Here is a 25,893-nt window from a genome sequence, read left to right as displayed (position 1 = left end):
GCAGATCCCTCAGAAAAGCAATTTCTGATTGCCGTCTCTTCATTTCCAAGTGAGAATTGTGTTAAATGGTGATGAATAATAGATGCGGGAAAGATTGTGACCACTACCAATACTGACTACTTATTCTGCGGTGGTACGGGGACAGTTGTTCAAGAGTGTCATGCTCTGTCTCCGGAGATTGGGCAACTGGACAGGCTGTTTCACCTGCTTGCCGAGTATCTCGAAAAAAATGGACTGTCGCAGCAGAACCTGACCAATGTAAAGTTCGTCTGCGAAGAAGTTTTCGTCAACATCGTCTATTATTCAGGAACAGAAAAAGAGATAATAATGTTGCTCGGCCATAGCGATTCGTCGTTGCATGTCCAGTTTATTGATGACGGTATCCCCTTCAATCCGTTGACTCAACCTCCTGTGTCCCCGTTTGGTGAAGAGCTTGACGATATCAAAATAGGAGGCCTTGGAATCATGATGATAAGAAAAATCAGTGAGCAAGCTCATTACGCACGAAAAAACAACCAAAACCACTTTCTCGTCTCAATCAAATGCTGAGCTGTGTCCTCCCTCATGCCACAATAGGTAACACAAACCTGGTGCATCACGTTGACGGAATGAAACCAGCTCTTTTTCTCTCCCTGAAGGGTGAACATGGTGTAACCAGAGATATTAAAAAACTGTCTGAGGTATTATGAATGTCGTTAGATATACGGATTGAAAAAGATACGCGAAACGGAGTTACCAGAATTCACCTCGGCAAAAGTCTGGACTCTGAAACGGCTCCGAAGCTTGACAAAGTAATAGAAGACGAAACGGCTATGCCATTGAAGGCGCTCATCCTGGATATGAAAGATTTAGACTACATCAGCTCTGCTGGTATTCGTTCTGTCATGAAAGCGCTGAGAGTGCTGAAAACAAATGATGGCAGGCTGATCCTTGCAAACCGCCAACCCCAGATAGTCAAAGTTTTTGAGATAATGCTTTCGCTCCCCGATCTAAAGGTCTTTGCCAACGATCAGGAGTTGGACGGATACCTCGACCGGATGCAGGCAAAGGCGAGGCAATAGGGAGGAAAAAAGGGATTAACCGCTAAATTATGATGTTAATCCCTTTTCTTGTCGTCTTGAGTAGATGAGCTTGGATAAAACTTGTTTACCAAAATGGGGATGGCATTGTTGTTAGACCATCGGTCTTGCCGGCCGGCAGGGCAGAATCAGATCTGCTCGAGGTAGGCTTCGAAGACGGGAAGCGCCGGTTTGATGCCGTCGGCGGTGGTGACTCCTTCCAGCCAGGCGCGATAGATTTCCGGGTGTTTTTTCAGATAGATCAGACCGGCCTCGCCGTGGCCCAGCTGCTTGTCGTTCTGCAGCATCAGTGAAATCTCGTTGATCGTCGAGATCGGGAAGATAAAGTTCTTCAGGAAGTGGCCGACATTGGGCATTTTCTCGTCGAACCCCTTGTGGATGTTGGTGTAGACCGTGGCGGTGCCGTCGTTCTCCCCGAAGGTCTCGGCCGTGGAACCGGTGAGGTATTTCATGTCGATGATCTGGTTCATGTAATGTGGCGACCAGCCGAGAAAGACCACCCATTTCTCTTCTTTGCTGAATGCCTTGACCTCGGAAAGCATGATTGGCTCACTGGTGGCGATCAGTTTGAAGTCACCGAGTCCGAACTTGTTTTCGTCGATCATCGACTGGATAATGAGGTTACCGTCGTTGCCCGGTTCGATGCCGTAGATTTTGTATTCGAGTTTGTCGGCGAACTTGGCAATATCGCTGAAATCTTTCAGCCCGCCGTCAACGACATAAGAGGGGGCGGCCAGGGTGTATTTGGCCCCAGGCATGTTGGCAACATATTGTACGATGGTTCCCTTTTCGAAGAATTCGTTGGCAATACTTGCCATGGAGGGCATCCAGTTGCCCAGGAAAACGTCGACATCACCCAGATCCAGTGCTTTGTAGGCAATGGGGACCGACAGGGTTTTAATGGTGGCCTCATAGCCGAGGCTGTCGAGGATAGATTTGCCCAGTTCGGTTTTGACCGTTACCCCGGTCCAGCTGACATTGGCAAAGCGAACTTCCTGTGCCCCGTAGGCCGGCCCGGAAAATAACAGCGCCGCTGCCAGTAAAATGAGCGCTATCTTTCGTGTTCTCTGCGATTGCATAGATCTGTCCTCCGTGAAGATATGGGTATCTGACAGGCCGTCGATGGCCCGTGGTGCCCTTCTCTCACGAGTTGTGAAAGGGGCGCATGCACCATACTGCTCACTGATCAGCGCTGAGCTGTCTCAGGAGTTGCCGAACCAGCAGGGTGGTTCCGGCCGATGGTTGTGAAAAACGTGCTTTACTTCGGTGTACTCTTCCAGGCCGTGGCGTCCCAGTTCACGGCCGAGTCCGGACTGCTTGTAGCCGCCCCACGGGGCCTGGGTAAAATAGACATTGAAATCGTTGATCCAGACCGTGCCGAAACGCAGCCGTCTTGCCACCCGGTGCATCCGGTCCGCGTCGCGGGTCCAGAAACCGGCGGCCAGCCCGTAGATCGTAGCGTTGGCAAGTTCTACCACCTCGTCTTCGTCGCTGAAGGTTTCCACGGTGATGACCGGGCCGAACACTTCTTCCCGGACGATGCGCATGTCGCCTTGGCATCCGGTGAGAAGCGTCGGCAGGAAAAAGAAGCCATCTTTAAGTTCCGGGGCTTCGGGGCGCGTACCCCCGAGCTCGAGACGGGCGCCGTCCGACTCGGCGACCCGCATGTAGCTCTCGACCTTGGCCAGGTGTTCCGCTGAAATGAGGGGTCCCATCTGCGTCGCCGACTCCATGCCGTCGCCCAGCCGAATGGCGGCCATTCTCGATTTTAGTCGTTCGACAAATCGGTCATGAACCCTATCTTCGATCATCAGGCGGGAACCGGCTGAGCAGATCTGGCCGGCGTGAAAAAAGACCCCGTTCAAGACCGCCTCCAGGGCAGCGTCGAGGTCGGCATCGGCAAAGATGATATGGGGATTCTTGCCGCCCAGCTCAAGCGCGATTTTCTTCACGTTGCCGCTTGCGGCGCGCATGATGGTCTTGCCCGTTTCTATGCCGCCGGTAAAGGAGATGAGATCCACCAGAGGATGTTCCGCCAGCTCCGCGCCGACGCTGTGCCCCGGCCCGAGCACGGTATTGATGACGCCGTCCGGGAAATTCAGGCCGGCGGCGAGCTCGGTGATTTTCAGCGTGGTCAGCGGGGTGATCTCGCTCGGTTTGATGACCACGGTGCAGCCTGCCGCAAGGGCGGGCGCCAGTTTCCAGGCCGCCTGCAGCAGGGGGTAGTTCCACGGCGAGATCTGGCCGCAGACCCCGACCGGTTCCCGTACCACCCGGCTTTCGCTGTGGGGGATCGGCGAGTCGATCAGTTCGCCGCCGTCCTTGTCGGCAAGGCCCGCGTAGTAGCGGAAGATGCCGGCGATGTCACTCATGTCCCAGCGGCTCTCTTCCAGGGTTTTCCCGGTATCCAGGGTTTCAAGTCGAGCCAGCTCTTCGCTCTGCTCTGCTATTTTTTCGGCCAGTCGGTAGAGCAGAACTCCCCGCTCAGCAGCGGGAAGATCCGACCAGACACCGCTGTCGAAAGCCTGCCGGGCAGCGTTGACGGCTTTTTTGGCGTCGTCGCGATCGCCTTCAGCGACCTCGGCAACGACCTGTCCGTTGAACGGATTGAAAATGCGCCGGGTCTTTCCCGAGACCGCCGGGAGCCAGCGGCCGCCGATATACATGCTTTTCTCGGTACCTGTCATTTTGTCTCCTGTCCCTCGTTGAACCGGTAAAAACCTGCCTCGGATGGGGGTTCCGGGGTGTTGCCGAGGATCAAATCCGCTGCTTTTTCCGCTACCATCATGACCGGGGCATAGATGTTGCCATTGGTGATCGACGGGAATATCGAGGCATCGACGACACGCAGGTTTTCGACTCCGTGTACCTTGAGCTTGGCATCGACCACGGCCATCCGGTCATAGCCCATCTTGCAGGTGCATGAGGGATGATAAGCGCTCTCGCCTTCGCGGGCGACGAAATCGAGAATCTCTTCGTCGCTCTGGACCGCCGGTCCGGGGGCCAGTTCCTCGCCGCGCAGTTCGTCAAACGCCGGCTGGCCGATAATGGCGCGCGAGCATTTGATCGCTTCGAGCCATTCCCGGCGCTCCTGCTCGGTGGAGAGATAGTTGAAAAACAATTCCGGGTACACGGCGGGATCTGGTGATGTTATCTTGACGTGACCGCGAACGTCTGAGTTCATCGGTCCCACATGAAGCTGGAAGCCGTGCCCCTGGGCAGGGGCGGAGCCGTCGTAGCGGATGGCAATCGGCAGGAAATGGAACTGGAGATTGGGGTAGTCCACCCTGTCATTGCCGCGAATAAAGCCGCCCGCTTCGAAATGGTTGGTGGCCGCCGCCCCGGTGCGGTGAACCAACCAGTCATAGCCTATTTTGGGCTGGTTGTACCATTTCAGTGCCGGGTACATGCTGACCGGTTTTTTGCAGGCATACTGGACATACAACTCCAGGTGGTCCTGAAGATTTTCTCCCACACCCGGCAGGTCGTGGACGACTTCGACTCCAAGGTTGCTCAGCTCGCCTCCGTTGCCGATGCCTGAAAGCTGGAGCAGCGTCGGCGAGTTTATCGCTCCGCCACAGGAGATGATTTCTCCTGCGTATGCTTTTTGCGTCGTTCCGCCCTTGACGTATTCCACGCCAACGGCCTTTTTCCCCTGAAACAGGATGCGCCGGACCATGGACTTGCACTGGACCGTCAGGTTCGCTCGGTTCTTGACCGGGTGTACATAGGCCCGGGCGGCATTATGCCGCCTCGCTCGATAGATGTTCTGGTCAAACCTGCCGAAGCCCTCCTGCTGATAACCGTTGACGTCATCGGTGAGCGGATAGCCTGCCTGTTCGGTTGCCTGGAAAAAGGCGCGGAACAGCGGGTTGTCGCATTCGGCTGTTTGCAGATAGAGCGGGCCGTTGGAGCCATGGTATTGATCAGCTCCCTGGAGGCGGTTTTCGGCTTTCTTGAAGTAGGGAAGGCAGTGTGCGTAGCCCCAGTTTTCCATCCCCTCATCGGCGGCCCATTTCTCGTAGTCGAGTGCATTGCCGCGGATGTAAATCATGCCGTTGATACTGCTCGAACCGCCGAGGACCTTGCCGCGCGGCTGGGCGACGCGGCGATTGTGCATGTGCGGCTCGGGGGCCGATTCGTAGAGCCAGTTGTAGGTCTTGTCGGTGAGCAGGTAGGTCAGGGCGGCCGGCATATGAATACGAAAATCCCAGCGGTAATCCGGCTTGCCTGCCTCCAGGACCAGCACCTTGTTCTTTGGGTTGGTGCTCAACCGGTTGGCCAGAACACTTCCCGCCGAACCGCCGCCTACTATGATAAAATCGTAATCGCTTGTTGGCATTTCAGTTTACTCCTTTTTGAAGACGTTAGGGAACCATGAAAAATTGTCATTTCGCCCCAGCTCATCGTTGCGCATTCACATTTTTATTCCCGGAATATCATAGAGCCTGCGGTAAAATGTTCTTGCGCGCCTCGATCTTGAACGAGATCCCGAATGTTTCAAGCTTCCCAGTATAAATCAGCCGCCGGTGAGACGCGGAAAGGCTCTGCAGTACTGCTTGCCCGCGTGAACCGGAGGAATAAGGCAATTCATGACAAACCGTTCAGGCGTATGTCTCGTTGCTTTCGGCGTCGTTTTCCGGTTTCTCTGTAATTTCGTCAATGCAGCGTTGCAGCAAGGCATAATGAGCAGCTATTGAGTTCAGCGCCTTCATCGGGTCGTTGTCGGCGATGCGACAAGCGGTCGCATGCCAGTTCTCCGCGGTCTTCCGACGATAGCCCGGCTGGTCGTAAAGGGCATAATCCTGGGAGCTGTAGCCGAGTTGGATGGCTTCCATGACCCACTCGAAGATCGGGTTTTTACTCATTTTCGCAAGACGGATATTGAGCTCCCGGTCATGCCTCGCCAGAGTCTCCTTGTCCACCTCCGGTCCCTCAAGCATTTGCAGAAGTTTGGAAGTTTCAGTAACAAGCGCCTCTTTTTCGACCTTATCTGCCCGGGCGATTGCCAAAATGGTGATAACCCGGTCAATGCTCTCGCGAAATTCGGCTATATAGCCGGGTCCGATCTGTTTTTGCTTGAGAAAGAGCGCCAGGGATTCACCCACATTGGCGGCTTCGATATGCTTGATGTAGGCACCGCCTTTTGCCCCCTTGCGGATCTCTACCAGTCCTTTTTGCTTCAAGGCGCGAATAGCCTCGCGAATGACACCGCGACCGCACTGGAACTGGGCTTGCAGTTCTCTTTCGCTTGGCAAGCGTTCGCCGGTCGGAATCTTTTCCTCAAGGATCGCAGCCTCTATCTGCAGGGCAATGTCCTCCCCTGCTCTGCCGATTTGTACCGGTGTAAAGATTGACGTGGTGGTCATAATTCAGCTCACTTGAAATGGTACTACCAAACTTGACAATTTATGAAAATAAATTAGACTGATGGTCGCGCAATATTTAAAATTATAACGTTATAGTTGGGATATAATGATCTGTCAAAAAAATGTTCGAGTCTTTTGTTTGTCAAATTGGTAGTACCAAACTAACCGTGCCGGAAGGCACTTGTCAAGCTTTTTGATTCTTCTCGATTGTTGGGGAGATACGGAGATTCCTCGTTTCTGTCATGGGATAATTCCTGAGACCTTGGAGGAGTGATATGAGAACGTTCGTGGTAATCAGAAACTGCCTGATTTTTGTACTCGGAGTCTTTTTGTTTGAGTTTTACCTCGATTACCGGCTTCCTGAAGAAAACAATCTGCTTCTTTTTTTTGTCGCGATACCGGTTGTTTGGGCGACGATAAGCCAGTTATGGACGTCGTATGGCTACAGTGATATCGACAACAAGGCCATCCTGATCTGCACCCACATCCTGAGTATGATGATGCTGCTCGGCACGGTCTTTCTCGTCAGTGCAATCTTGAATACCGTTTCCGACTTTCTCGATCCTGTCGGAGTCATCATGTTTCATTTTGTTGGCTGGACGGTGATAGCGGCAATGATACTGTATGACATCGTCGATTCGGGAAGGTAGTGCAGGCAAGCATGATGGGCGGCATCTTCACCTGCGGCCGTGGAGTTGCTCCGTTGCCAGGGCAATCGGTTGTCGATCTGCCGGGGTTGCCTCTCCGGCGAGGATAGTTACAGTGAAGACCTGTTCTCAGCACATCTGATGGTGTTGAGCAATCAGTAATATCCCGTATGTGCGGTCGGTCAGACAGCACAGCGGACTTTTCCTCTGGAGGAGAGACTATGTATACACTCTATACGATTCCCGGGTCGTGTTCTTCCGGCATTACGGTTCTACTGGAAAAACTTGGGGTTTCCTATATTCCGGTAAAACGGGAGGATGTGGATGACTATGCGGCGCTGGTGCCGACCAATCAGGTGCCGGCGCTGCAGACCCCCGAGGGTCAGATCATTACCGAAGGTGCGGCAATCGTCCTGTATCTGCTCGAGAAGCACAGTTCATCCATGCTGCCGACCGATCTTGCGAAGAAAGCGGAGTTCCTGCGTTGGCTGATGTTTGATTACGCCACCCTGCACCCGGCCTACGGCCGCATGTTTGCCATTCGTTTCCGGGTAGAGATGGATGAGGGTGAGCGGGCCGGAGTTCTCAGACAACTGGCCGTGCAGGTGTCAAGTTTGTGGGCAATCCTTGACAAGGAGTTGGACGAGAAGCGCTTTATTACCGGTGATGAGCCAACGGTGGTCGATTATTTGGCGACGGTCTATGCGAGTTGGGTAAAGAATTTCCCCGATGCCGGCATCGTCCTCGGTACCAATGTCCGGCGATTGATTGAGGACGTTTCGGCCCTTCCTGAATTTCAAGCCGGCTACAAGAAAGAGAATCAGGAATACCACAAGCCGTTCTGAGCGCCAGCGAGCTTTGAGCCAAGCCGTTCACGCTTTTTTTTGCCGTCTGTTCACTTTCTTGTAAACCGTTTATCGCGCAACGGGTACTAATCGTTAGCGGAGACATCGGTTTGACAGGAGAGACATGGAGAGCGAAACTGACCAACCAGGCGAATTTCGCGTCGGCAATCTCAATTCGGGAGGCGTTATGAACGGTAACAGAACAGTTTTGGCACTCGTGCTCATGGCGGCGATAGCGGGGCTCGTTTGCATGGCCGGCAGCTATGCGGCGGCAGAGGAAAAGAAGGGCCTGAAGCCCGGAGTTCAGCCCCTGGAGCGGCAACCGGCGGCTACGAGTGCCGTTGTGCCGCGGCAGTTGCCGGATCTGATTGTCGAGCGGTGTTGGCAGGCCAAAGGGTGCCGGTTCGTCTGTCGATTTAAAAATATCGGGACCGGGAGAATCCCGGATGACCAGCATGGCAAGGCACAGGCTCATATCTCTGCAGGTCTTGAAAACCCAGCTCTCCGCAACCCGGTTCCTCTGAAAAGGATTGATCCGGCCGGCAGTCTCAAGCCGCCCGGCGGCTCCGTCGATTACGACACCGGCTGCATAGCCAAGGCGGCGGCTACCGGGCTTGTCTGGATCGATACCAACCACAAGATTGCGGAGTTGAATGAGACCAACAACGGTGCCAATCCGCGTCTGACCAATTGTCCCTGGTGATGCTGGGCGTTTTCAACGTCTCGTTTGCTGTGAACAGCTGCCGTTACGGCAGGTGGAGGAATACACTATGGCAGGGCGTTTTACTCCGTAGCGGGAGTCGTTGGCTCGTTTCATGTGGCAGAGACTGTCGCAGCCGGTTCGTACGGGCGGGTGTGCCCGTGTGGTGTCTGGTGGAGAGCTGACGGGATACTTTGGGATTTTCGCGCGCTTGTTTCGTAGTGAATCGTGATGGAGGTCAGCGGACCGCCGGTAGGGGAGGTTTGCTGTGGCTGTACACGTTTTTGACAGCGGCAGCAAAACTCCCCGTGCAGCTCTCCATCTCCCGATTCCAGGCGGTCAGGCGCGGATGCCGGAAGCCATTGCCGAATCGGAGATCTGTCGATTTGCCTTTGTCAGGGATTGTTGACCAACTCTGAGACCACTGATCAATCTGCTGACAGACCACACTGCAAGCATAGCCAGTGGCAGGATGATGAACAGTGTGACCGGCAACAACCACAACCATACGATGAAATCTGTGAATGCGTACATGCCCTTACCCCCTTATCGATGCTGTTTTCAGTGCATGTCAATTGCACCAGTTTGCAGGACGTTCTCCGTCGCCGGTGTGTCAGGTTCAGGTGACTGACCCTAACCGTTGTTACCCTCTTGGCTCGGTTTCTAGTCTTCCTATTGCGAAGACGGTGCCAGAATGATAGGCGCCGTTCCGGTTTGTGTTGATAAGTTGTCTAACTTGCCGTTAATAATAGATTGTTGTGATCATCGTTATGCTCTGGCAGGGATTTCCCGTCGGTGCCGGGGTGAAAAACCCGTCCAGTGATTAGACATTCCCATGGCGATTTCGTACAATAGGTGTACAGAGTCGCCACACGTGTCCGGTCCTTCGGGCACGGATTCGTCCTTTCATATGGCTGGAGCTGTTCCATGGCCGATGAGCTGTATCTTTCGGAAAAGGATTTTTCACTCTTCAGCGAGGTGATTGCGTCGTTTCATACCATTGGCAATATGGATGAGATGCTGGTCACCATCTTGGAGAAGATCAAAACAATTTTCGATATCGAGGGTGCTTCCATCGCGATGCACGACCCGGCCCAGAAGGAGTTTTATTTCATTCGCATGGTCGAGGGCGCTCAGGTTGAGGGGTATCTGCACAAAACTGCGCCTCGATTCCCCGACCACAAGGGGGTGGCGGGCTGGGTTATGGAGCATGACCAGGCGGTCTTCATCAATGACGTGTCTGATGACCGGCGATATTACGACGGTTTTGACATGTTGCACGATTTCGCTACCCGATCGATGATCTGCGTGCCGCTGCGCACCAGGAGGAGTTTTCTTGGCGTGCTCTACGCGCTGAACAAACGCAGCGGTCAATTCACCGAGCGAGACAAGAAGCTGTTGGAAATCCTGTCCGGGACGATTGCCGTCTCCCTGGAGAACGCGAGATTCTATGGTGATCTCAAGGATCATCTGCATATCCTTGAGCGGGAACGGCAGACGCTGCTTTCCCAGGCACAGACCGGCTTCCGTTTCAAGGAGATCATCGGCTCGAGTCTGCCCATGCGAAAGATGTTCGATCTGATTGCCAAGGTCATCGACACGACCACCACCGTATTGATCCAGGGCGAAACGGGAACCGGCAAGGAATTGATCGCCAAGGTCATTCATTATAACGGCCCGCTCAAGGACCAGCCCTTCGTTGCCGAAAACTGTGGCGCTTTGCCCGAGAACCTGCTGGAGAGTGAACTCTTCGGCCATGCCAAGGGTGCCTTCACCGGTGCGCTGACAGAGAAGAAAGGATTGTTCGAGATCGCTGACGGCGGCACGATTTTTCTCGATGAAATCGGCGAGATGCCTCTTTCGATGCAGGTCAAGCTGTTGCGGGTCTTGCAGGAAGGACAGTTGCGGCCGGTCGGCAGCAACCGGACGCGTCAGGTCAACGTGCGCCTGATCGCCTCGACCAACCGCGATCTGGCCGATGAAGTCAACCGGGGAGCGTTCCGGGAAGATTTGTATTACCGCATCAACGTCTTTCAAATTACGCCACCACCTCTGCGTGAGCGGAAAGACGATATACTCGAACTGGCGTTACATTTCCTGGAAAAGAACGCCAGGAAAAACAAACGGCCGGTTCCTGTCCTGTCGCCACAGGCGATGGACCTGCTGCTTCGCTTCGACTGGCCGGGCAACGTCCGCGAACTGGAAAACGAGATGATGCGGGCGGTTGCCATGGCCGCCGGAACGGAAACCATCTTGCCGGAAATGCTGTCCGGAAAGATCCGTTACCTGCAGAGCGGCCGGAGTGAGATCGACGAGGTATCCTTTGCCGGGCCCCTGAAGGAAATCGTCCGTCAGGTGGAGCGCCGCATTATCGACGAAACGTTGCGGCGCGAGCACGGTAATCGTTCACGGACGGCAAAAGCACTCGGTCTGTCGCGGCAGGGCCTGCTCAACAAGATAGCGGCCCTGGGGATCAACAGCTGATAAAGGACCGACAATGGCAATGAATCAATCCGGCCGGGCATTGGTATGCACGGTGCTGTTTACGCTGGTCGGTGTGTTCCTGATCGAGTCCCCGTTTGGGCAGATGGTCGAGGAACGTTTCGGGTTGGCGCTGCTGTTTCGCCTGCGAGGGGTTCGGGAGCCGCCGTCCAATGTCGTAATCGTCAATGTCGATCACCGTTCTTCCTGGATGCTCGGCCTGCCGAAGCAATTCGATCGCTGGCCCCGGCTGCTCTTTGCCCGGCTGCTCGACCGACTTGTCACTGCCGGTGCCGCCGTCGTCGTCTTCGATATCCATTTCGCTGAAACGCGCGATCCGGTTAATGACCGGGTCTTCGCCGAGTCGATTCGCCGATTCGGCCGGGTTGTACTCTGCGAGAAACTCGTCAGACGATCCGGCAACGCCGGGCCGGGCTCCTCCGGTCAGCTGTCTGCCGAAGTTGATGAACTGATCCCGCCGGCCCCGATATTTGCCGATGCGGCACTGGCCCGGGCGCCGTTTCCGATCCCGAAAATTCCGGTACGAGTGAGTCGGTCCTGGACGTTCAAATCGTCAGCGGGAGGGATTCCGACACTGCCGGTTGTCGCATTGCAAGTCATGGCACTGGAGGATTACGAGCATCTCTACCGGGTGCTTCGTTTGCTGGTTCCCGACTGTGCCGCTACAGTGCCGTCCGACGGCAGTGAGGTGCCGAACACTATTGGTCTGGTGGATACGATGCGACGTATCAGATCGCTCTGTCTGCAGTTTTCCGAGTCAGGCCGTGATGCTGCCGGCCGTATCGAGCAAACCGTGCGGCTGCTGCCTGCTCCGCGCCAACAGCAGCTGCGCGGGCTCCTTGCCGCCTACCTGGGAGAAAACAGTATCCATATCGATTTCTACGGACCACCGGCAACGATTCCAACCTTTTCTTATCACGATATTCTCGCCGATCGTAATCTGGATGACCCGAGGATCGGGGCGTTGATCAAGGACAGTGTCGTCTTTGTCGGCGCCGCCGGAACGAGCTGGTCCGAGCAGCAAGATGGGTTTTATACGGTGTTTTCGCAGGCCGACGGGCTCGATTTGAGCGGCGTCGAACTGGCCGCCACAGTGTTTGCCAATTTGTCGGAAAATCGCCCTGTTCGCCAGGTGTCAACGGCGACGGGCAGCGGCCTGACGCTGGCGGCTGCTTTGACCGGTAGCCTGGCCTGTTTCCTGCTGCCACCGTTGCCGGCGGCGTTGCTGCTGGTCGGCTGCGGTGCGAGCTATCTGATGGTTGTTGCCGCCTGGTTTTCTCTGGCCGGCGCCTGGAGCCCTATCGTCGTGCCGCTGGCCGTGTTGCTGCCCGGCGTCTTCCTGGCGGCGATGGTCACCAGGTATTTGGGTGCGCGGCGGGAGCGGGAGCATATCGAAAAGGCGTTTCGCCTCTACCTGCCGGATGCCGTGGTACAGGAACTTTCACGTGATCTCTCCTTTATCACCACCGGCGACCGGACGGTTTACGGCGTCTGCCTGCTCAGTGATGCAAAGAACTATACGGCATTGTCGGAACAGTTGACGCCGACCGAACTGAGCGCACTGATGAAACGATACTTTGAACAATTGTTCCGGCAGGTCAACGAGCAAGAGGGGCTGGTCTGCAATATCGTCGGCGATGCCATGTTTGCCCTGTGGCCGTCGGCTGGCCCGCAGCGGGCCTTGAAAGAAAAAGCATGCCGGGCGGCGGTACAGATACAGACGGCGGTACAGCGCTTCAACCGGGAGCATTCGGACCGACAGCTGCCCACCCGGGTTGGCCTGCATGCCGGTTATCTGCTGATGGGCAATATCGGCGCTGAAGGGCATTTCGAATACGCACCGGTCGGCGATATCGTCAATACCGCATCGCGTATCGAAGGGTTGAACAAGTATCTCGGAACCTGGTTGATTGCTTCCCGGGAGGTTGTCGAAGGGGGCGACGGGATCGACAGTCGCTATCTCGGCAGGTTCCTGCTCGGCGGCAAAAGCAAATCGGTATCCGTATTCGAGTTGCTGCCTCCCGGTGAATTGTGCGGCAAACGGCGTCTTCTGATTACGGAAATCTTTCCCGAGGGGTTGGAACTCTTTCTTCAGGGTCGCTGGCAGGATGCGGCGGCGGTCTTTGAACAGGCCTGCGCCCTGGACAGCAAGGATGGCCCATCGCAGTTCTACTTGCGACGGTGTGCCCTCTATCGGCAGGACTCGCCACCGGAAGACTGGGAGGGAGTTATCCGTTTGGAAAAATAACTCCCTGCCTGAAGTGGAAGTGTCTCAAGCCCCTTTTTTAACCGGCTCAGCCGATTCGATACCATTTGCCACCGATACAGACCCAGGTCGGGTTTTCGTGGTAGATGAGAATGGCCTCCACGAGTTCGCCGGGCGGCGGACCAGGCTGGCTGGTCAGCTTTTTATTTTTACCGTCGAAAATGATTGGCTCGCCGCTTTCGTCAAAGCCCTTGAAATGAAATCCTTTAACCTGTGCTTTCTTACTCATTGCTTCTCCCTCCGTCGGCAATGGTTGCATGACTGAGACTGCCCGTCGTGACCTTGCTTGGCTCTCGGGCGGTCTCTCCAACTACCAGGATAAGGTCAGACGCAGCATAAATTGCCGCTCCGGCAGCAGGCGTGGCTGAGCCGGGTCCGTATCGAGAAAACGAAACGTCTCGTCAAATAAGTTCTTCATCTCCAGACTGATAAGGCCGCGTCGGTTCGGTAACCGGTAGCCGAGCGAGAGATCGACCACCCAGAAGCGATCGCTGTCGCCGGAGAAGCCGACAAAGGTCGACCCGAAGTCGCCATGTTGGTCGAGATAGCTCGCCTCGACAGCCGCCCGCCAGCCGGACTCGTGAAAGAGATGGATCTTCGGTGTGATCCGGTGTGTGGTCAACTCGGCGATTCCCTGCGGTCCTTCCCAGCGATCATGGCTGAAACGCTCGTAATAATAGTCAAGCCCCAGTGCCGCCCAGCGGCATGGGGTCCAGTAGAGATAAGCCGAACCGATATCCTCCCGCCAGTCGTCCTCGACTTGCTCCGGTATCCCGGTCGGCCCGACCGAGGGAAACGGCACCTCCAGTTCCCGTCGAAAAACCTGCAGGCCGGCGAACCAGGAATCCGACCAGCTCTGGTCGATACCGACCCCGTAGGTCCAGGCCGACGTGGCGGCGAAATCGTCGAAGAGCTGGTTGAACCCGGCGACCTGGGTCGGCTCGATGGTCTGCGCGTAGATCAGGCGACGCTGCACGTTTTTGAAGACAGCCGCGCGGAGCCGGGTACCGTCCAGTGGTTGCCAGCTGACGCCGAGTTTCGGGTTCAGCTCTTCCCGGTCCTTGACCGGGCTGTCGAGCAGGTCGCCGCTGAGTCCGGCGGTGGCGGTGAGTTCCGGTGTCAGATTGAGCTGGGCATAGGCGTAGGCATTGACATGTTTGGTCGTTGTATCCGCCATGGACGGGCTGGCGATGGGCGGAGAGAAGGCGATTTCCTCGGTCTGGTCGGAGACGAGATAACCGGCCCCGCTCTGCAGGTTGAAACGGGAGCTCCGATACAGGTGCTGGATTTCCGCCATGCCATTGTCGGAGTCGTTGCTGATATCGATGCTCATCCCGAATTCCTCTATACCGGCGGCGCTGCCCTCGGTGGAACTGATCACGGCAGTACCGAGCAGCGTTGAGTTGGCCGCGAGGTCGTGACGGGTGCCTATCCGTAGACTGGCAATGTCGTCTTCCTGTTCGATTCTCGGCTGAAAATCCTGAGGGTCGAAGCGGAGTGCCAAGTCGCCGAATGATTTTTCCCGGAAACGCAGTTCGGCCATGACGCTGGTGTCCGGTGACAGCATCGTCTGAAGGAAGGCGTTGTAGAGGGAAGTGGCTTGCTCATTGTTCTGCCGGAAGCCGTCACTGGCGTAATAAAACTGACCGAGACTGTAGGACCAGCGGTTCCAGATCGCCGCATGGGTCAACTCTTCGCCGTACCTGTCGTTGCTGCCGGCCACGCCGCTGGCCTGCAAGGTGAGGCGGTTTCTTAAAAAGAGCGGGTTGAACTCGTGCAAGGTGGCGGCGGCGGGACCGGCGCCGTCGAGAATGGCCAGGTTGCTCTCCGCCAGTTGCGGTTGCACCGGGGTCAGGTTGAGCGGCTGCAGCAGCTGCGACTGCAATAATTCGCTGACCCGGGCGATTTCATGGCGCGGCAGGGCGTGATAGCTGTCTGCGAGGAAGCGATGCGCCGAATAGTTGGCCGGATTGGCGGCCAGTGACTGCCAACTTTGGGCCAGAGCCAGCTGTTCAAAGCCGAGATCCTGGTAGATTCGGCCCAGGCTGGCGCTGCGGGCGGCCAGGTCGTCGTCGAGCAGGAGGCGAGAGCGATAGACGGCCCGCCGGTCGTTGCGCTCGATCGATTGCTGCAGGTCGTGGAGCGCCTCGATCGGCCGGTTGATGCTCTGCTTACGGATGGCATCGTAAAACCACGGGGTCGGATCGGCCGGATCCAGTTCCCTGGCGACGAGGTATTGCCGCCGGGCGTTGCCGTCCCGTCGCTCTTCATAATAGGCCTTGCCCAGGTAGCTGCGGATCAGCGAGTTGCCGGGATCCAGGGCTGCAGCCAGCTCGATGGCAGCCCGGCCCTCGGCGACAGCGCCGCTGCGGACTCGGGCCAGGCCGAAACCGAGACGAGCCAGTGGCAACAGCTGTTCGCGGTCGATCGCTTCGTTGAAGGCCTGCTCTGCCTGCTCGATCTCGACCCGGGCCAGGTGGGCAAAACCGAGGACCACCCGGGCCAGGGCGTTCTCCGGGGCCAATTGCACCGCTTTGTGCGCGGTGGCGACGGCTTCATCGCGCGCCCCCGCGGCAAGCTGGAGTTCGGCCAGTCGGGCCAGTATCAGCGGATTGTCCGGGATGGCGGCCATCGTTTCCGTCAGTATGGCGCGGGCTCCGTCGACGTCGAAGGCAGCCTGCCTGGCGTAGGAGAGGGTCAGACCGGCGGTGGCGGTGCGTGGCGCGGCGTCCCAGGCCCGGCGTGCCAGGCTTGTTGCTTCCTGGCGGTTGTTCTGCGTCAGCTCGATGATCGCCAGTAGAGACAGTGCCCGGCTGTTGTCAGGGGTGTCAGCGAGGATTGTGGCGCAGGCGTCGCGGGCCTCACGAGCCCTGCCGGCGGCCAGGGCGGCAGTCGCCTGCCGCAGCAAGGCCGATACGCCGTCATCCGGCACACGGTATGAGTCGGTCAGGATGGCCGGATAGTACAGGGTCCACTGTACCGCATCGCGCGGCCGAAGGACGAGCTCATAAACCGGGGCCGAGTCCTGCCGGGCGAGCACCGTTTGACCGGTGCCAACATCCAGGCGGCCGTGTCGGTTCGCGGCGATAACCAGGCCGGAAAACACCGTGATCCGGCTCTGCCGGTCATCGGCGGTAACCAGAAATTCAGTGCCTTCCACGGTGCCGTTGACATACGGGGTGGCGACCTGTAGCGCACGGGGGCGGTGGCTGAAAATGTGGAGGGCGCCACGCAGCAGATTGAGCAGGAAGCGTCCCCGCTCAGGGACGCCGAAGGTGACGGTGGAGTTCTGGTCGAGGCGCAGCACGGTCTCGTTTTCCAGCACGACCGCCGCCCGGCCTCCGCGGCCGATGTGCAGCAGATCGCCGGGACAGAACATTTCATCTCTGGTGGCGGTCTGCCAGGTCGTCTCTCCGGACCGGCGGATCTCCGCCTGGCCCTGGAGGGCAGCCAGCCGGCCGACCGGGTCGGTACAGCGCGCTGCTGCGGTGATGGACATAAAAAGCAGGCAAGCAAAGACAATGGCCGCAATTCCCCGGATCAAAATCATGGATTCCCCCTCCGTTGAGCTATTTCCGGTCGTGCTTTGTCTTCTTGTCGTGGTTCGTCGTGCCGGTTTCTCTGGTGGTTGAAGTTAGGCGATATTCCGCGACGTGCCGGCAGCAGCAGAAGCAGCCGCGGCGCTCAGCCTGTCTGTCAAATGGATTATACCATTAGTAATGGCTACTTAAATTGTTAGGAGTTTGCAAGATTTTTTTGCTGGAGGCGTTATAAATAAGCCCTTCGGTCCTGCCGGCCTGCCGGGCCTTCGCGATGCAACTTCCGGCAGGACCGGCCAGCCCGGGGAAATGATTTTCTTTTAAGAAACTAGAGAGTTTCTTGTTTCGTTGAGACTCCCGGTCATGGGGGTCAGAGGAAGAGCAGCAGTAGGAGCAGTATGGTGAAGCATACCCCGGCGGCCGGCAAACGGCGGAGAACCAGTTCGAAGACGGGTGGCAAATCGTGTGCACCAGACAGGCGAATTGATGCAATCGCTGCAGCGACTCCAGCTGCACCTTTTTGCAAGGAGGAAGAGAGTTTCGCAGCGATGCCCGCTATGTTGCCGGCCGTACCTGCTGACTCCAGAAGAACGAAAAGATCGCTTGCCGGAATCACCGGTTCCTGTGCTACGCTGCGGCCTCTGCTCCTGAACCAGAAAGCGCCTGCCAGCAGGATGCCGACGGCCACCGGCCAGAGTTGATTCCAGCCGGGGGAAGGCATCTCGAGACGGTTTTCGCCAAGCGGCACCAGAGCTGCGGCGCAGAGCAGAACGCCACCTGCACTCAGTCCAAATCCGGCCCACATCGATGGTTTTGGGGTATGCCCCTGGTCCGTGCCGGCGTAAAGCACGAACAAGAACCGGGCCAGAATGAGGGTTGTCCCGATCGCGGCCAGTGACAGGAGCCAGGGCAGGGAGGCTGCCCAGATATCCGGGGCCCCGCCGAGAAACGGCTTGAGGGCGCTTTTTGCCAGCGCCCCGCTGGTCAGCGGTGCGCCGCTCAGCGACAGGGCTGGTAGAATCAAAAGGGTGGCGATTAGCAGCCGCCTGGGTGACCCCGTTGATGGCGCAGAACTCATGCCGACACCGAGAAAAAGCGTCCCCTTGGCCAGTCCATGGTGCAGCGCGTAAAAAGTGACCGCCCCGGTCAGCAGCGGCCAGGCGGCCGGCTGGGCCAGGCCGAGGCCGAGGCCGATCAGCGGGAACCCCATCTGGCTGATACTTGAATAGGCAAGCACGGTTTTGGCCTGAATCTGGCAAAGCCCGACCAGCACGCCATAAAAGGCCATGATGATTCCGGAAATAATCAAAACCTGCGACCATCCGGGCAGCAGCGCCTCGCCAAGCGGCAGCAGGCGCATCAGACCGAGCAGGCCGGCCTTGATCATCGCCCCGCTCAGGACGGCACTGGCCGGTACCGGTGCGGCCGGATGGGCCAGAGGCAGCCAGATATGCAAGGGAATGATCCCCGCCTTGATACCAAAACCGGCGAGCAGCAGCCCGATGATCAGGTCTCGCTGGTCAGCGGTGGCCAGGTGGTAGGAGATATCCGTCAGCCGCAGGGATTGCGCACCATTGACCGCCAGTCCGAAGCCGACAAAGAGGAGCACTTCCCCGATAAGAACCAGGGAGAGATAGAGGCGGCCGGCCCGGCGGGCCGACGGGCTGTTGTCGTGTACCACCAGGCCGTAGGCGGAAAAACTCATCAGCGCGAAAAACAGGTAAAAGTCGAGGACTCCCTTGGCCAGCGGTAATCCCAGGTTGCCGCACATCGTCAACAGGAAAAAGATCCAGAACCGCTTTTTCTTCGGGTCATCGGCAAGATATCCGCGGGTGTAAAGACCTGCTGCCAGCCAGAGCATCCCGAAGAGAAAGAGAAAACTCCGACCCGTCGTATCGAGATCCAGACTGCTGCCGAGCAGCAGCCAGGGTAGATTCAGGTCGCCACCGGCGGGCAGCAGTGCACATACCAGACCGGGCAGGGCTCCCCATGGCGCCAGGCGAAGAGCGACCGGGCAGGTACGCGCGACAGAGAGACCCGCGATCAACAGAATGGGGGCCAGGATCGCTAGTAACGGCAGTATCGACGCGAGGGTGAAAACAACATTCATGGTATGTATTCCCGGATGGTGATGATCTGGACCCATTGCAACGGGCTGAACGGTGCGGCGGCCAGCAGTCCGAGCATGATGACCAGCAGGCCTGTCGCCAGGGGCGGCAGCAGGAGCAGCAGCGAGGTCTCCCGGCCATCGGCCCGCACCCGATCTCGCGGCCAGGATTGCGGCGGGGCGCCGAACCAGATGCGATAGATAATCGGCAGAAAATAGGCGGCGTTGAGCAGCGTGCTCAGCATCAGGACGACGATGACCCAGTTCTGCTCGGCTTCCAGGCCGCCGAGGACTAGATACCACTTGCTGATAAACCCGGCCAGTGGCGGCAGGCCGATCATGCCGAGGGCTCCGATGGTGAAAGCGGCCATGGTCCAGGGGAGACGCCGGCCGACGCCGTTCATCTCGCTGATTTTGTGGATGCCGAGCGTTTCGGCAAGATTGCCGGCGCAGAAGAACAGGGTGATTTTCATCATACCCTGGTGGACCAGATGGACCAGACCGCCGATGGTTGCCAGCGGCCCGGCGACATCAATGCCCAAGGCGATATAGGAGACCTGGCTGACCGTGGAGTAGGCCAGCCGCCGTTTCAGATCATCCTGGAATAAGGTCCGCACGGACCCGTAGATAACAGTCATGGCGGCAATCAGCGCCAGCGGTTGCAACAGGCCGAGGCTGGCGGCGAATTCGATGCCGTAGACGTCATAGACGACCCGCATGATGCCGAAGGCGCCGGCCTTGACCACGGCTACCGCGTGCAGCAGCGCGCTGACCGGCGCCGGTGCGACCATGGCCAGGGGCAGCCAGCCATGCAGCGGCACCAGTGCCGCTTTGACGCCGAGACCGAGAATGAGCAACAGGAAGATGACCATCAGCGACGGGTGCAGCGACGGGTCGAGAGCCGAGAGGATGCCCGTGGCGACGAAGGCCAGATCTCCGGCGATGACCCGCAGCCAGGCGGTTCCGACCAGCAGCAGGATGCCGCCGCTGAGCGTGTATGCCAGATAGATGCGCCCGGCGCGCAGCGCCTCGGGAGTGCCGCGGTGGACGACCAGCGGGTAGGTGGATATGGTCAGCATCTCGTAGAAAATGACGAAGCTGATAAGGTCTCCGGCCAGGGCGATGCCGGTGGTGGAACTGACGCAGAGGCTAAAAAACCCGAAAAAGCGGCTGCGGTGGGGAGAGCCTTCCAGGTAACCGATCGCATACAGCGTGGTGACCAGCCAGAGAAACGCCGACAGGACGATAAACAGCAGGGAAAGGGCGTCGGCGTGCAGTACCAGGTCCATGCCGGGCAGCAGCGGCAACCGAAAGACGAATGACTGGCCGAGATAGACAAAGGGAAAGAGCACGGCAACCAGGCTCAATTTCACAAGAGCGCCGCCCAGGTTCAGTGCGGTACGCAGGCGTTGCCGCTCTTCAGGCAGGGTGAAAATAATCAGGCCCGGTATCAGGGAACTCAGGACAATCAGTACAGGGAGTGCTTCCCGCCAGCTCATGGCACCATCTCCAGCAGAATAATCCCGGAAACCGGTGCGCCGGCAAGGGTCAGCACGGCGGGATGGAAGGCGGCGAGGCCGAGTAGCACCGCGACGACGGACAGGGCCAGGGGCGGCCAGCGCAAGATGCGCGGGGCGACGGGTAGAGGCGGGGACTGGCTCTCTGTGAAAGCAAGGCTCAGCACCCGCAGTACGTAGCCGCTCGCCAACAGGGTCCCGAGTGCGATGGTCGCCAGGTACCACCACTGCCCGGCAACAATGGCGGCGTTGATCAGCAGCCATTTGGCGATGAAGCCGCTGCTCGGCGGCATCCCTACCAGGGTCACGGCAGCCAGTGCGAAGACCAGGAGCCGGGCACCGAGCGTGCCGCCGGCGCCGGCGAGCCCGGCCAGCCGATCATGACCGGCAAGACGGGTGATGGTGCCGCACACCAGAAACATCGATGCTTTGCTGCAGCCATGGGCCAGCACCAGCAGGAACACGCCGACCCAGGCGGTGGCGGCCGCCTCGCCCCGTGCCAGCGGAAAGAGCAGAAAAAAATAACCGATCTGCGCCACCGTCGAATAGGCGACGAGTAGTTTGAGGCGCTGCTGGCGCAAGGCCATCAGCGATCCCCAGATAATGGCGCCGCAGCCGAGGATGCCGAGCAGATGAGCCATGCCGGCGGTGGCTGTGTCGGGGAAAACCTCGAACCAGAGGCGGAACAGGATCAACAGCGGGGCCTTGACGACCAGGCCGGACAGCAGCGCACTGACCGGCGGTGGTGCCGAGGCATGGGCGGGCGGCAGCCAGAAGTGCAGCGGGAACAGGGCTGTTTTCAGCAACAGGCCGGCGGTCATCAGGGCCAGCGCAGCGCGGCTGAGCCCGTCGGCGCGCACGGTTTGCCCGAGCAGGGTCAGATCAACCGTACCGTAAGCACCATAGATCAGGGCCACACCGAGCAGGTAGCTCAGTGAGCCAAGCAGTCCGGCCAGCAGGTAGCGCATGGCTCCATCAAGGGCCGCCGGGCTGCCGTTCAGGGCCGCCAGGGCGATGGAGGAGAGGGTTACCAACTCGAGAGTGACATAGAGATTGAACAGGTCGCCGGAGAGAAACAGGGCATTACAGGCCGCCCAGAGCAGCAACCAGAGCGGCCAGAAATAGCGCTGCTGCCGGTCGGCGGCGGTAAAGTAGCCCGTCGCGTACAAACTGACCGTCAAACCTACCAGTCCGGACGTGAGCAGCATGATCAGCGCCGGGCCGTCGGCACGCAGCGTGATGCCCAGCGGTGCCTGCCAGCCGCCAAGCATCTGGGTGTGTGGACCGGCCAGGAAAATCCGGTAGGCGGTAGCGGCCACGAACAGGGCGACGCTCAGCGCGGTGATGATGCCCGCCAGTGGCGCTCGGCGGGGCACGAGAAAGGCCAGGACGGCGGCGGCCAGCGGGACGATAATCGTCCAGACGCTCCAGGGGTGGGTGAGCAGTACAGCGTCCATTACTGCTCCTCGTCCCGCCCGGACAGATGGACCCGGCTGCTGGTTCGGGCGATGCGGACGGCCAGGGCCAGGGCCACCGAGGTAAAGGCTACGGTGACGACAATGCCGGTCAGGACCATGGCATGGGGCACCGGATCCGGCGCGCCGGGCGTTCGTCCGGCAACCGCGATAAAGGCCATGAATACCCCGCTGCCCATGATATTGGCGGCAAGGATCTTGCGCAGCAGGTGGGCATAGGCGACGAGTCCGTACGTCCCGAGAAGAAAGAGGAAGATCCCGGCAGCGGTATAGATCAGCGGCACGCTCATCGCTGACGACCCTCCGCAGCTGGTGAAGCGGGTGGTGGATACGGCCTGGATCCGGTCGGTCGGCCACCGATGACGGTTGCGGTGAGGATCAGAGCGATGGACAGGGTCAGCAACCATTCAACCAGCAGGATCAGCGGTTTAACCCAGGCCGGCGGGTAGTGGAGCAGTGCACGGCCGGTCAGCGGTCCGATGATTGCTGCGGCGAGAAAGGCGAGGAAACCGAGAACCAGCAACAGGCGCAGTGGTAGTCCGCTCCACTGTGCCGGTAGTGAGGCACCGCTGAACAGCGCCAGGAGTAGGCCGGCAGCGAGCAGGGAGGCGGCCTGGAAGGCGCCGCCCGGGGCGTGACTGCCGAGCCAGAGCAGGTAACCGGCGGACAGCAGCAAAATCGGCAACATCATCCGATTGAAACCCGTCAATAGCGGAGATTCAAGGGGCTGCTGCAGAAACGGCACCGCCTCGTCCAGGCACCAGATGGCGATGACGGCGAGTAACAGAACCGCAACTTCAAGCAGCGTGTCGTAGCCGCGAAAGTTAAGCAGGACGGCGGTTACCGGATGGTCGACGCCGCTTTCGGCAAGATGCCGGTCGACCAGGGGACCCAAGCCGCCGGGCATGGTTGGCAGCAATCGCAGGGACCAGAGCAGACCGGCTGCAGCCGCCAGCAGGGCCGTGCCGGTCAGGACGAGCGCGGCGGGCCGCCACCGGGCCGGGCGGGATAACCGTCTCCCTGCCGCTGACTCGATGCGCGTCAGGGCCGCGAGCAACAGGGTGCCGGTGACGCCGGCGCCGATCGCCGCCTCGGCCAGCGCCACGTCGGGGGCTTCCAGGCGAACCCAGGCCAGCGCCAGCAAGAGGTTGAAAGCGATGAACAGGATCACTGCCCGAAACAGATCGCTGCTGGTCAATGAACGCCAGGCCAACCACAGCAGGACGGCCGGCAGGAGCAGGTCGAAGAGCAGCAGCGGGCCCGGAGTCATGACCGTCCACTCCATGGTTTTCGACCGGCGCGCAGGGCTGTGCGGGCGATCAGGTGGGCGACGGTGGCCCCGGACAGCATGACCAGCAGCCAGATGAGCAGCAGTCGGGCCGACTGTAGCCAGGTGTCGGCCTGCAGCGCTAGAGCGATGACAATCAGGCCGAGACCGAGGTTATCGGCCTTGGTCAAAGCATGCAGGCGACAGAACACGTCGGGGAAGCGCAGCAGGCCGATGGTGCCGGCGAGAAAAAACGGCGCCGCCGCCAGCAGGAAGACGATTGACAGGATGTCTCTAGGATCCATGATCATCCCGTTGCTGCTGCGCGGTTTCGGACGGCTCGTTGCGGCTGACGAAGGCAATGGCGGTGACTGCCGACAGCAGGGCGAAGACCAGCGCCACATCCCACCAGAAGGTACGGTCGGTGGCCTGTCCGAGCAGCAGCAGGATCGCTACCCCGGTGGTACCGAAAAGTTGGGCGGACAGCATCCGATCGGCATCGGACGGCCCGCGCCGAATGCGGATAAGACCAAGGACGATGGTGACGAGCAGGAAGAGCGCCAGGCCGAGGCAGAGTTCAGTCATTGGCGCCTCCGGTGAATGGGTAGCATGAACAGGGCGGCGACGCGATCTTCGAGGCGGCGCAGGTCGTCGGCTGCCAGGGCATCGGTGTCGAGGCAATGAACGACCAGCCGGTCCTCCACCAGGTCGGCACTGAGGGTTCCCGGCAGCAGGCTGATCGTATTGAGCAGAAAAATTCGTGCGGTCCCGCGGGGCAGGCTCAAAGGGTGTTCGAGCAGGGCCGGATCAAGCGGCAAGGGGGTGGAAAAGGCCCGGCCGGCGACATCGATGCCGCCGCGTATCGATTGCTGCAGGAAGAACGGGATGAAGGCCAATGCCGCCGGCAGGCTGATTCGCCACGGGACGGGTGGTCGCAGGGTTAGCGACAACAGCACCGCGAGGGGCACCATGATCAGCCCGGCCGGCCAGGAATCGATCGAACCGTTGGTCAGCAACCACCAGAGCAGGGAAAAACCGACCAGCCGGCGACCGAGCAGATACCACAGGGAAGCAAACATGACGATTATCTCTCAAACAAGGTGTCGATGAAAGCCGGAATTTCCGGCGGTTAACCGGGCTGCGGGTTTTCCCGGGAGGCACGCACAACTGCACGGGCCAGGTCGGCGAAGACCAGGTTGTGCAGCGGTACGATACTGTACCAGTAGAGCCGGCCAAGCACCCCGCGCGGCAGGAAGTGTGCGGTTTGTACCAATTGATCGGGCTGGACGTCAAATTCCAGCCAGGCCTGGCCGGGCAGTTTCATCTGGGCATAGAGCAGCAGCCGTTTGGCGTCCCGGATATCGACCACTTTCCAGAAATCGATGGCATCGCCGACCCGCACTTCGCCGGTTTGCCGGCGGCCCCGGGACAGGCCGTAGCCCCCGAGCAGTTTGTCGATCAGGCCGCGCAGCCGCCACAGCGACTGGTAGCGGAACCAGCCATGCTCACCGCCGAGCCGGCAGGCGCTGCGGAAGACGTCCGCCTGCTGTTCTCCATTTTTGTAAGGGATGATTCGGGTATCGCGCAGGATGGCTCCGGCCGGGTCGTCGAACTCGGTGATATCGCAGGCCTGCAGGCCGCTGCTGTCGCACCAGCGGCTGATGACCTGGTGCTGCTCCAATTCCTTGATGGCTGCGGTCACCGCCTTGCTGAAGCTCTGTGGCCGGATGTCGGGGTAGTAGCGGGCAGCGTTGTCGTTTTGCAGGACCGTTTCGCTCTTCAATCCTTCGACAAGAGCCGAAGCGAGTCGGTAGGGAATCGGGGTGAACAGGATCAGCCAATAGGAAGAGAGTCGCGGAGACAGAAAAGGGACCGGCACCAAAAAACGGCGCAGTCCCATGGCCCGCCCGGCCTGGACGATCATGTCCTGAAAACTGAGCGGGTCTCCGCCGATATCCACCACCAGGTTGCCGCGATGGTCGAGTTCTATCGATTGCTCCAGGTAGGAGAGCACATCGTCGATAGCCACCGGCTGGGTCTTGGTGCGCACCCAGCGGGGGGTGATCATCATCGGCAGTTTCTGGGCCAGGTTGCGGACGATTTCAAAGCTGGCACTGCCGGAGCCGATAATGACTCCGGCGCGGAGCCAGATGGTCTCGATCCGCTCCGGCTCGGCGGACAGGATTTCGCCGGTTTCGATCCGGCTGAGCAGGTGCTTGCTGGCACTGTCCCGCACGCCGAGGCCGCCGAGGTAGATGATGCGTCGCACGCCGGCGGTGATGCAGGCGCTGCGGAAGTTCTCGGCGCTTTCCCGGTCCAGCCGGCGATAGTCGTCCCGTTCGCCCATGGAATGAATCAGGTAAAAGGCGGTGTCGACGCCGTTAAGGGCTGCTTGCAGAGAGTCGACAGCGAAGGTGGAACCGGTGGCGATCTCCACCTTGCCGGTCACCGCCACCTGGACTTTTTTCGGGTTGCGGACGAGCAGACGGATGCGATAGCGGCCCCCGGCGAGCAGGCGATGGCATAGTCTGCGACCGATGTATCCGGTGGCTCCGGTAATCAGGACGGTTTTCATTATGG

The 25,893-nt window shown here is 59.0% G+C and carries 22 protein-coding genes; 7 read left to right on the top strand and 15 right to left on the bottom strand.

Annotation, left to right across the window (positions count from 1 at the left end; genetic code table 11):
* Positions 1 to 96: 96 nt before the first annotated feature.
* Positions 97 to 549, top strand: coding sequence for an ATP-binding protein (locus BUC26_RS02085; RefSeq protein WP_073373158.1), 453 nt, complete (start codon positions 97 to 99; stop codon positions 547 to 549).
* Between the two features lie 140 nt (positions 550 to 689).
* Positions 690 to 1,061, top strand: coding sequence for an STAS domain-containing protein (locus BUC26_RS02080; protein WP_073373157.1), 372 nt, complete (start codon positions 690 to 692; stop codon positions 1,059 to 1,061).
* Between the two features lie 146 nt (positions 1,062 to 1,207).
* Here BUC26_RS02080 and BUC26_RS02075 read toward each other — a convergent pair whose 3' ends face one another.
* From BUC26_RS02075 to BUC26_RS02060, 4 genes are all read right to left on the bottom strand, one after another.
* Positions 1,208 to 2,158, bottom strand: coding sequence for an ABC transporter substrate-binding protein (locus tag BUC26_RS02075; protein ID WP_073373156.1), 951 nt, complete (start codon positions 2,156 to 2,158; stop codon positions 1,208 to 1,210).
* 123 nt (positions 2,159 to 2,281) lie between these two features.
* Positions 2,282 to 3,766, bottom strand: coding sequence for a betaine-aldehyde dehydrogenase (betB, locus tag BUC26_RS02070; protein WP_073373155.1), 1,485 nt, complete (start codon positions 3,764 to 3,766; stop codon positions 2,282 to 2,284).
* Positions 3,763 to 5,421, bottom strand: coding sequence for a choline dehydrogenase (gene betA / locus BUC26_RS02065; protein WP_073373154.1), 1,659 nt, complete (start codon positions 5,419 to 5,421; stop codon positions 3,763 to 3,765). Before betA ends, betB begins: the two co-directional genes overlap by 4 nt.
* A 262-nt stretch (positions 5,422 to 5,683) precedes the next feature.
* Positions 5,684 to 6,448 (bottom strand): FadR/GntR family transcriptional regulator, encoded by a 765-nt coding sequence (locus BUC26_RS02060; RefSeq protein ID WP_073373153.1) that lies wholly within the window; start codon positions 6,446 to 6,448, stop codon positions 5,684 to 5,686.
* A gap of 275 nt (positions 6,449 to 6,723) precedes the next feature.
* Between BUC26_RS02060 and BUC26_RS02055 the strand changes: the two genes are divergently transcribed.
* The 5 genes from BUC26_RS02055 (at position 6,724) to BUC26_RS02030 (ending at position 13,390) form a co-directional block, all read left to right on the top strand.
* Positions 6,724 to 7,098: a hypothetical protein gene (locus tag BUC26_RS02055; protein WP_073373152.1), complete on the top strand. Its 375-nt coding sequence runs from the start codon at positions 6,724 to 6,726 to the stop codon at positions 7,096 to 7,098.
* Positions 7,099 to 7,316: 218 nt separating this feature from the next.
* Positions 7,317 to 7,940 (top strand): glutathione S-transferase family protein, encoded by a 624-nt coding sequence (locus BUC26_RS02050; protein ID WP_073373151.1) that lies wholly within the window; start codon positions 7,317 to 7,319, stop codon positions 7,938 to 7,940.
* A gap of 124 nt (positions 7,941 to 8,064) precedes the next feature.
* The gene (locus BUC26_RS02045; RefSeq protein WP_073373150.1) at positions 8,065 to 8,643 is read left to right on the top strand and encodes a hypothetical protein; all 579 of its coding nucleotides are present in this window, start codon (positions 8,065 to 8,067) and stop codon (positions 8,641 to 8,643) included.
* Between the two features lie 924 nt (positions 8,644 to 9,567).
* Positions 9,568 to 11,124 (top strand): sigma-54-dependent Fis family transcriptional regulator, encoded by a 1,557-nt coding sequence (locus tag BUC26_RS02035; RefSeq protein ID WP_084540377.1) that lies wholly within the window; start codon positions 9,568 to 9,570, stop codon positions 11,122 to 11,124.
* Between the two features lie 13 nt (positions 11,125 to 11,137).
* Positions 11,138 to 13,390, top strand: coding sequence for a CHASE2 domain-containing protein (locus BUC26_RS02030; RefSeq protein WP_073373148.1), 2,253 nt, complete (start codon positions 11,138 to 11,140; stop codon positions 13,388 to 13,390).
* A gap of 46 nt (positions 13,391 to 13,436) precedes the next feature.
* Here BUC26_RS02030 and BUC26_RS02025 read toward each other — a convergent pair whose 3' ends face one another.
* The 11 genes from BUC26_RS02025 to BUC26_RS01975 form a co-directional block, all read right to left on the bottom strand.
* Positions 13,437 to 13,637 carry a hypothetical protein gene (locus tag BUC26_RS02025; protein WP_073373147.1) on the bottom strand — a complete coding sequence of 67 codons (201 nt, stop codon included), beginning with the start codon at positions 13,635 to 13,637 and terminating at the stop codon, positions 13,437 to 13,439.
* Between the two features lie 81 nt (positions 13,638 to 13,718).
* Positions 13,719 to 16,958: a TonB-dependent receptor domain-containing protein gene (locus BUC26_RS02020; protein ID WP_073373146.1), complete on the bottom strand. Its 3,240-nt coding sequence runs from the start codon at positions 16,956 to 16,958 to the stop codon at positions 13,719 to 13,721.
* Positions 16,959 to 17,317: 359 nt separating this feature from the next.
* Positions 17,318 to 19,057 carry a complex I subunit 5 family protein gene (locus BUC26_RS02015; RefSeq protein ID WP_073373145.1) on the bottom strand — a complete coding sequence of 580 codons (1,740 nt, stop codon included), beginning with the start codon at positions 19,055 to 19,057 and terminating at the stop codon, positions 17,318 to 17,320.
* Positions 19,054 to 20,553 (bottom strand): complex I subunit 5 family protein, encoded by a 1,500-nt coding sequence (locus BUC26_RS02010; RefSeq protein WP_073373144.1) that lies wholly within the window; start codon positions 20,551 to 20,553, stop codon positions 19,054 to 19,056. The genes BUC26_RS02015 and BUC26_RS02010 overlap by 4 nt, the downstream gene beginning before the upstream one ends.
* Positions 20,550 to 22,028: a complex I subunit 5 family protein gene (locus BUC26_RS02005; RefSeq protein WP_073373143.1), complete on the bottom strand. Its 1,479-nt coding sequence runs from the start codon at positions 22,026 to 22,028 to the stop codon at positions 20,550 to 20,552. The genes BUC26_RS02010 and BUC26_RS02005 overlap by 4 nt, the downstream gene beginning before the upstream one ends.
* Complete coding sequence (locus BUC26_RS02000; RefSeq protein WP_073373142.1) at positions 22,028 to 22,336, bottom strand: sodium:proton antiporter; 309 nt, start codon at positions 22,334 to 22,336, stop codon at positions 22,028 to 22,030. Before BUC26_RS02000 ends, BUC26_RS02005 begins: the two co-directional genes overlap by 1 nt.
* Positions 22,333 to 23,316 carry a hydrogenase subunit MbhD domain-containing protein gene (locus tag BUC26_RS01995; protein WP_073373141.1) on the bottom strand — a complete coding sequence of 328 codons (984 nt, stop codon included), beginning with the start codon at positions 23,314 to 23,316 and terminating at the stop codon, positions 22,333 to 22,335. The genes BUC26_RS02000 and BUC26_RS01995 overlap by 4 nt, the downstream gene beginning before the upstream one ends.
* On the bottom strand, positions 23,313 to 23,618 hold the full coding sequence (gene mnhG, locus BUC26_RS01990; protein ID WP_073373212.1) for a monovalent cation/H(+) antiporter subunit G: 306 nt from the start codon (positions 23,616 to 23,618) through the stop codon (positions 23,313 to 23,315). The genes BUC26_RS01995 and mnhG overlap by 4 nt, the downstream gene beginning before the upstream one ends.
* The gene (locus tag BUC26_RS01985; protein ID WP_073373140.1) at positions 23,608 to 23,898 is read right to left on the bottom strand and encodes an MrpF/PhaF family protein; all 291 of its coding nucleotides are present in this window, start codon (positions 23,896 to 23,898) and stop codon (positions 23,608 to 23,610) included. Before BUC26_RS01985 ends, mnhG begins: the two co-directional genes overlap by 11 nt.
* Positions 23,895 to 24,392, bottom strand: coding sequence for a Na+/H+ antiporter subunit E (locus tag BUC26_RS01980; RefSeq protein WP_073373139.1), 498 nt, complete (start codon positions 24,390 to 24,392; stop codon positions 23,895 to 23,897). The genes BUC26_RS01985 and BUC26_RS01980 overlap by 4 nt, the downstream gene beginning before the upstream one ends.
* A gap of 50 nt (positions 24,393 to 24,442) precedes the next feature.
* Positions 24,443 to 25,888: an SDR family oxidoreductase gene (locus tag BUC26_RS01975; RefSeq protein ID WP_073373138.1), complete on the bottom strand. Its 1,446-nt coding sequence runs from the start codon at positions 25,886 to 25,888 to the stop codon at positions 24,443 to 24,445.
* Between the last annotated feature and the right edge of the window lie 5 nt (positions 25,889 to 25,893).

It is taken from the genome of Desulfofustis glycolicus DSM 9705 (assembly GCF_900130015.1).
GTDB classification, from domain to species: domain Bacteria; phylum Desulfobacterota; class Desulfobulbia; order Desulfobulbales; family Desulfocapsaceae; genus Desulfofustis; species Desulfofustis glycolicus.
Note: the sequence above shows the minus strand (reverse complement) of the source record. Positions and strands in the feature narration are given on the sequence as shown.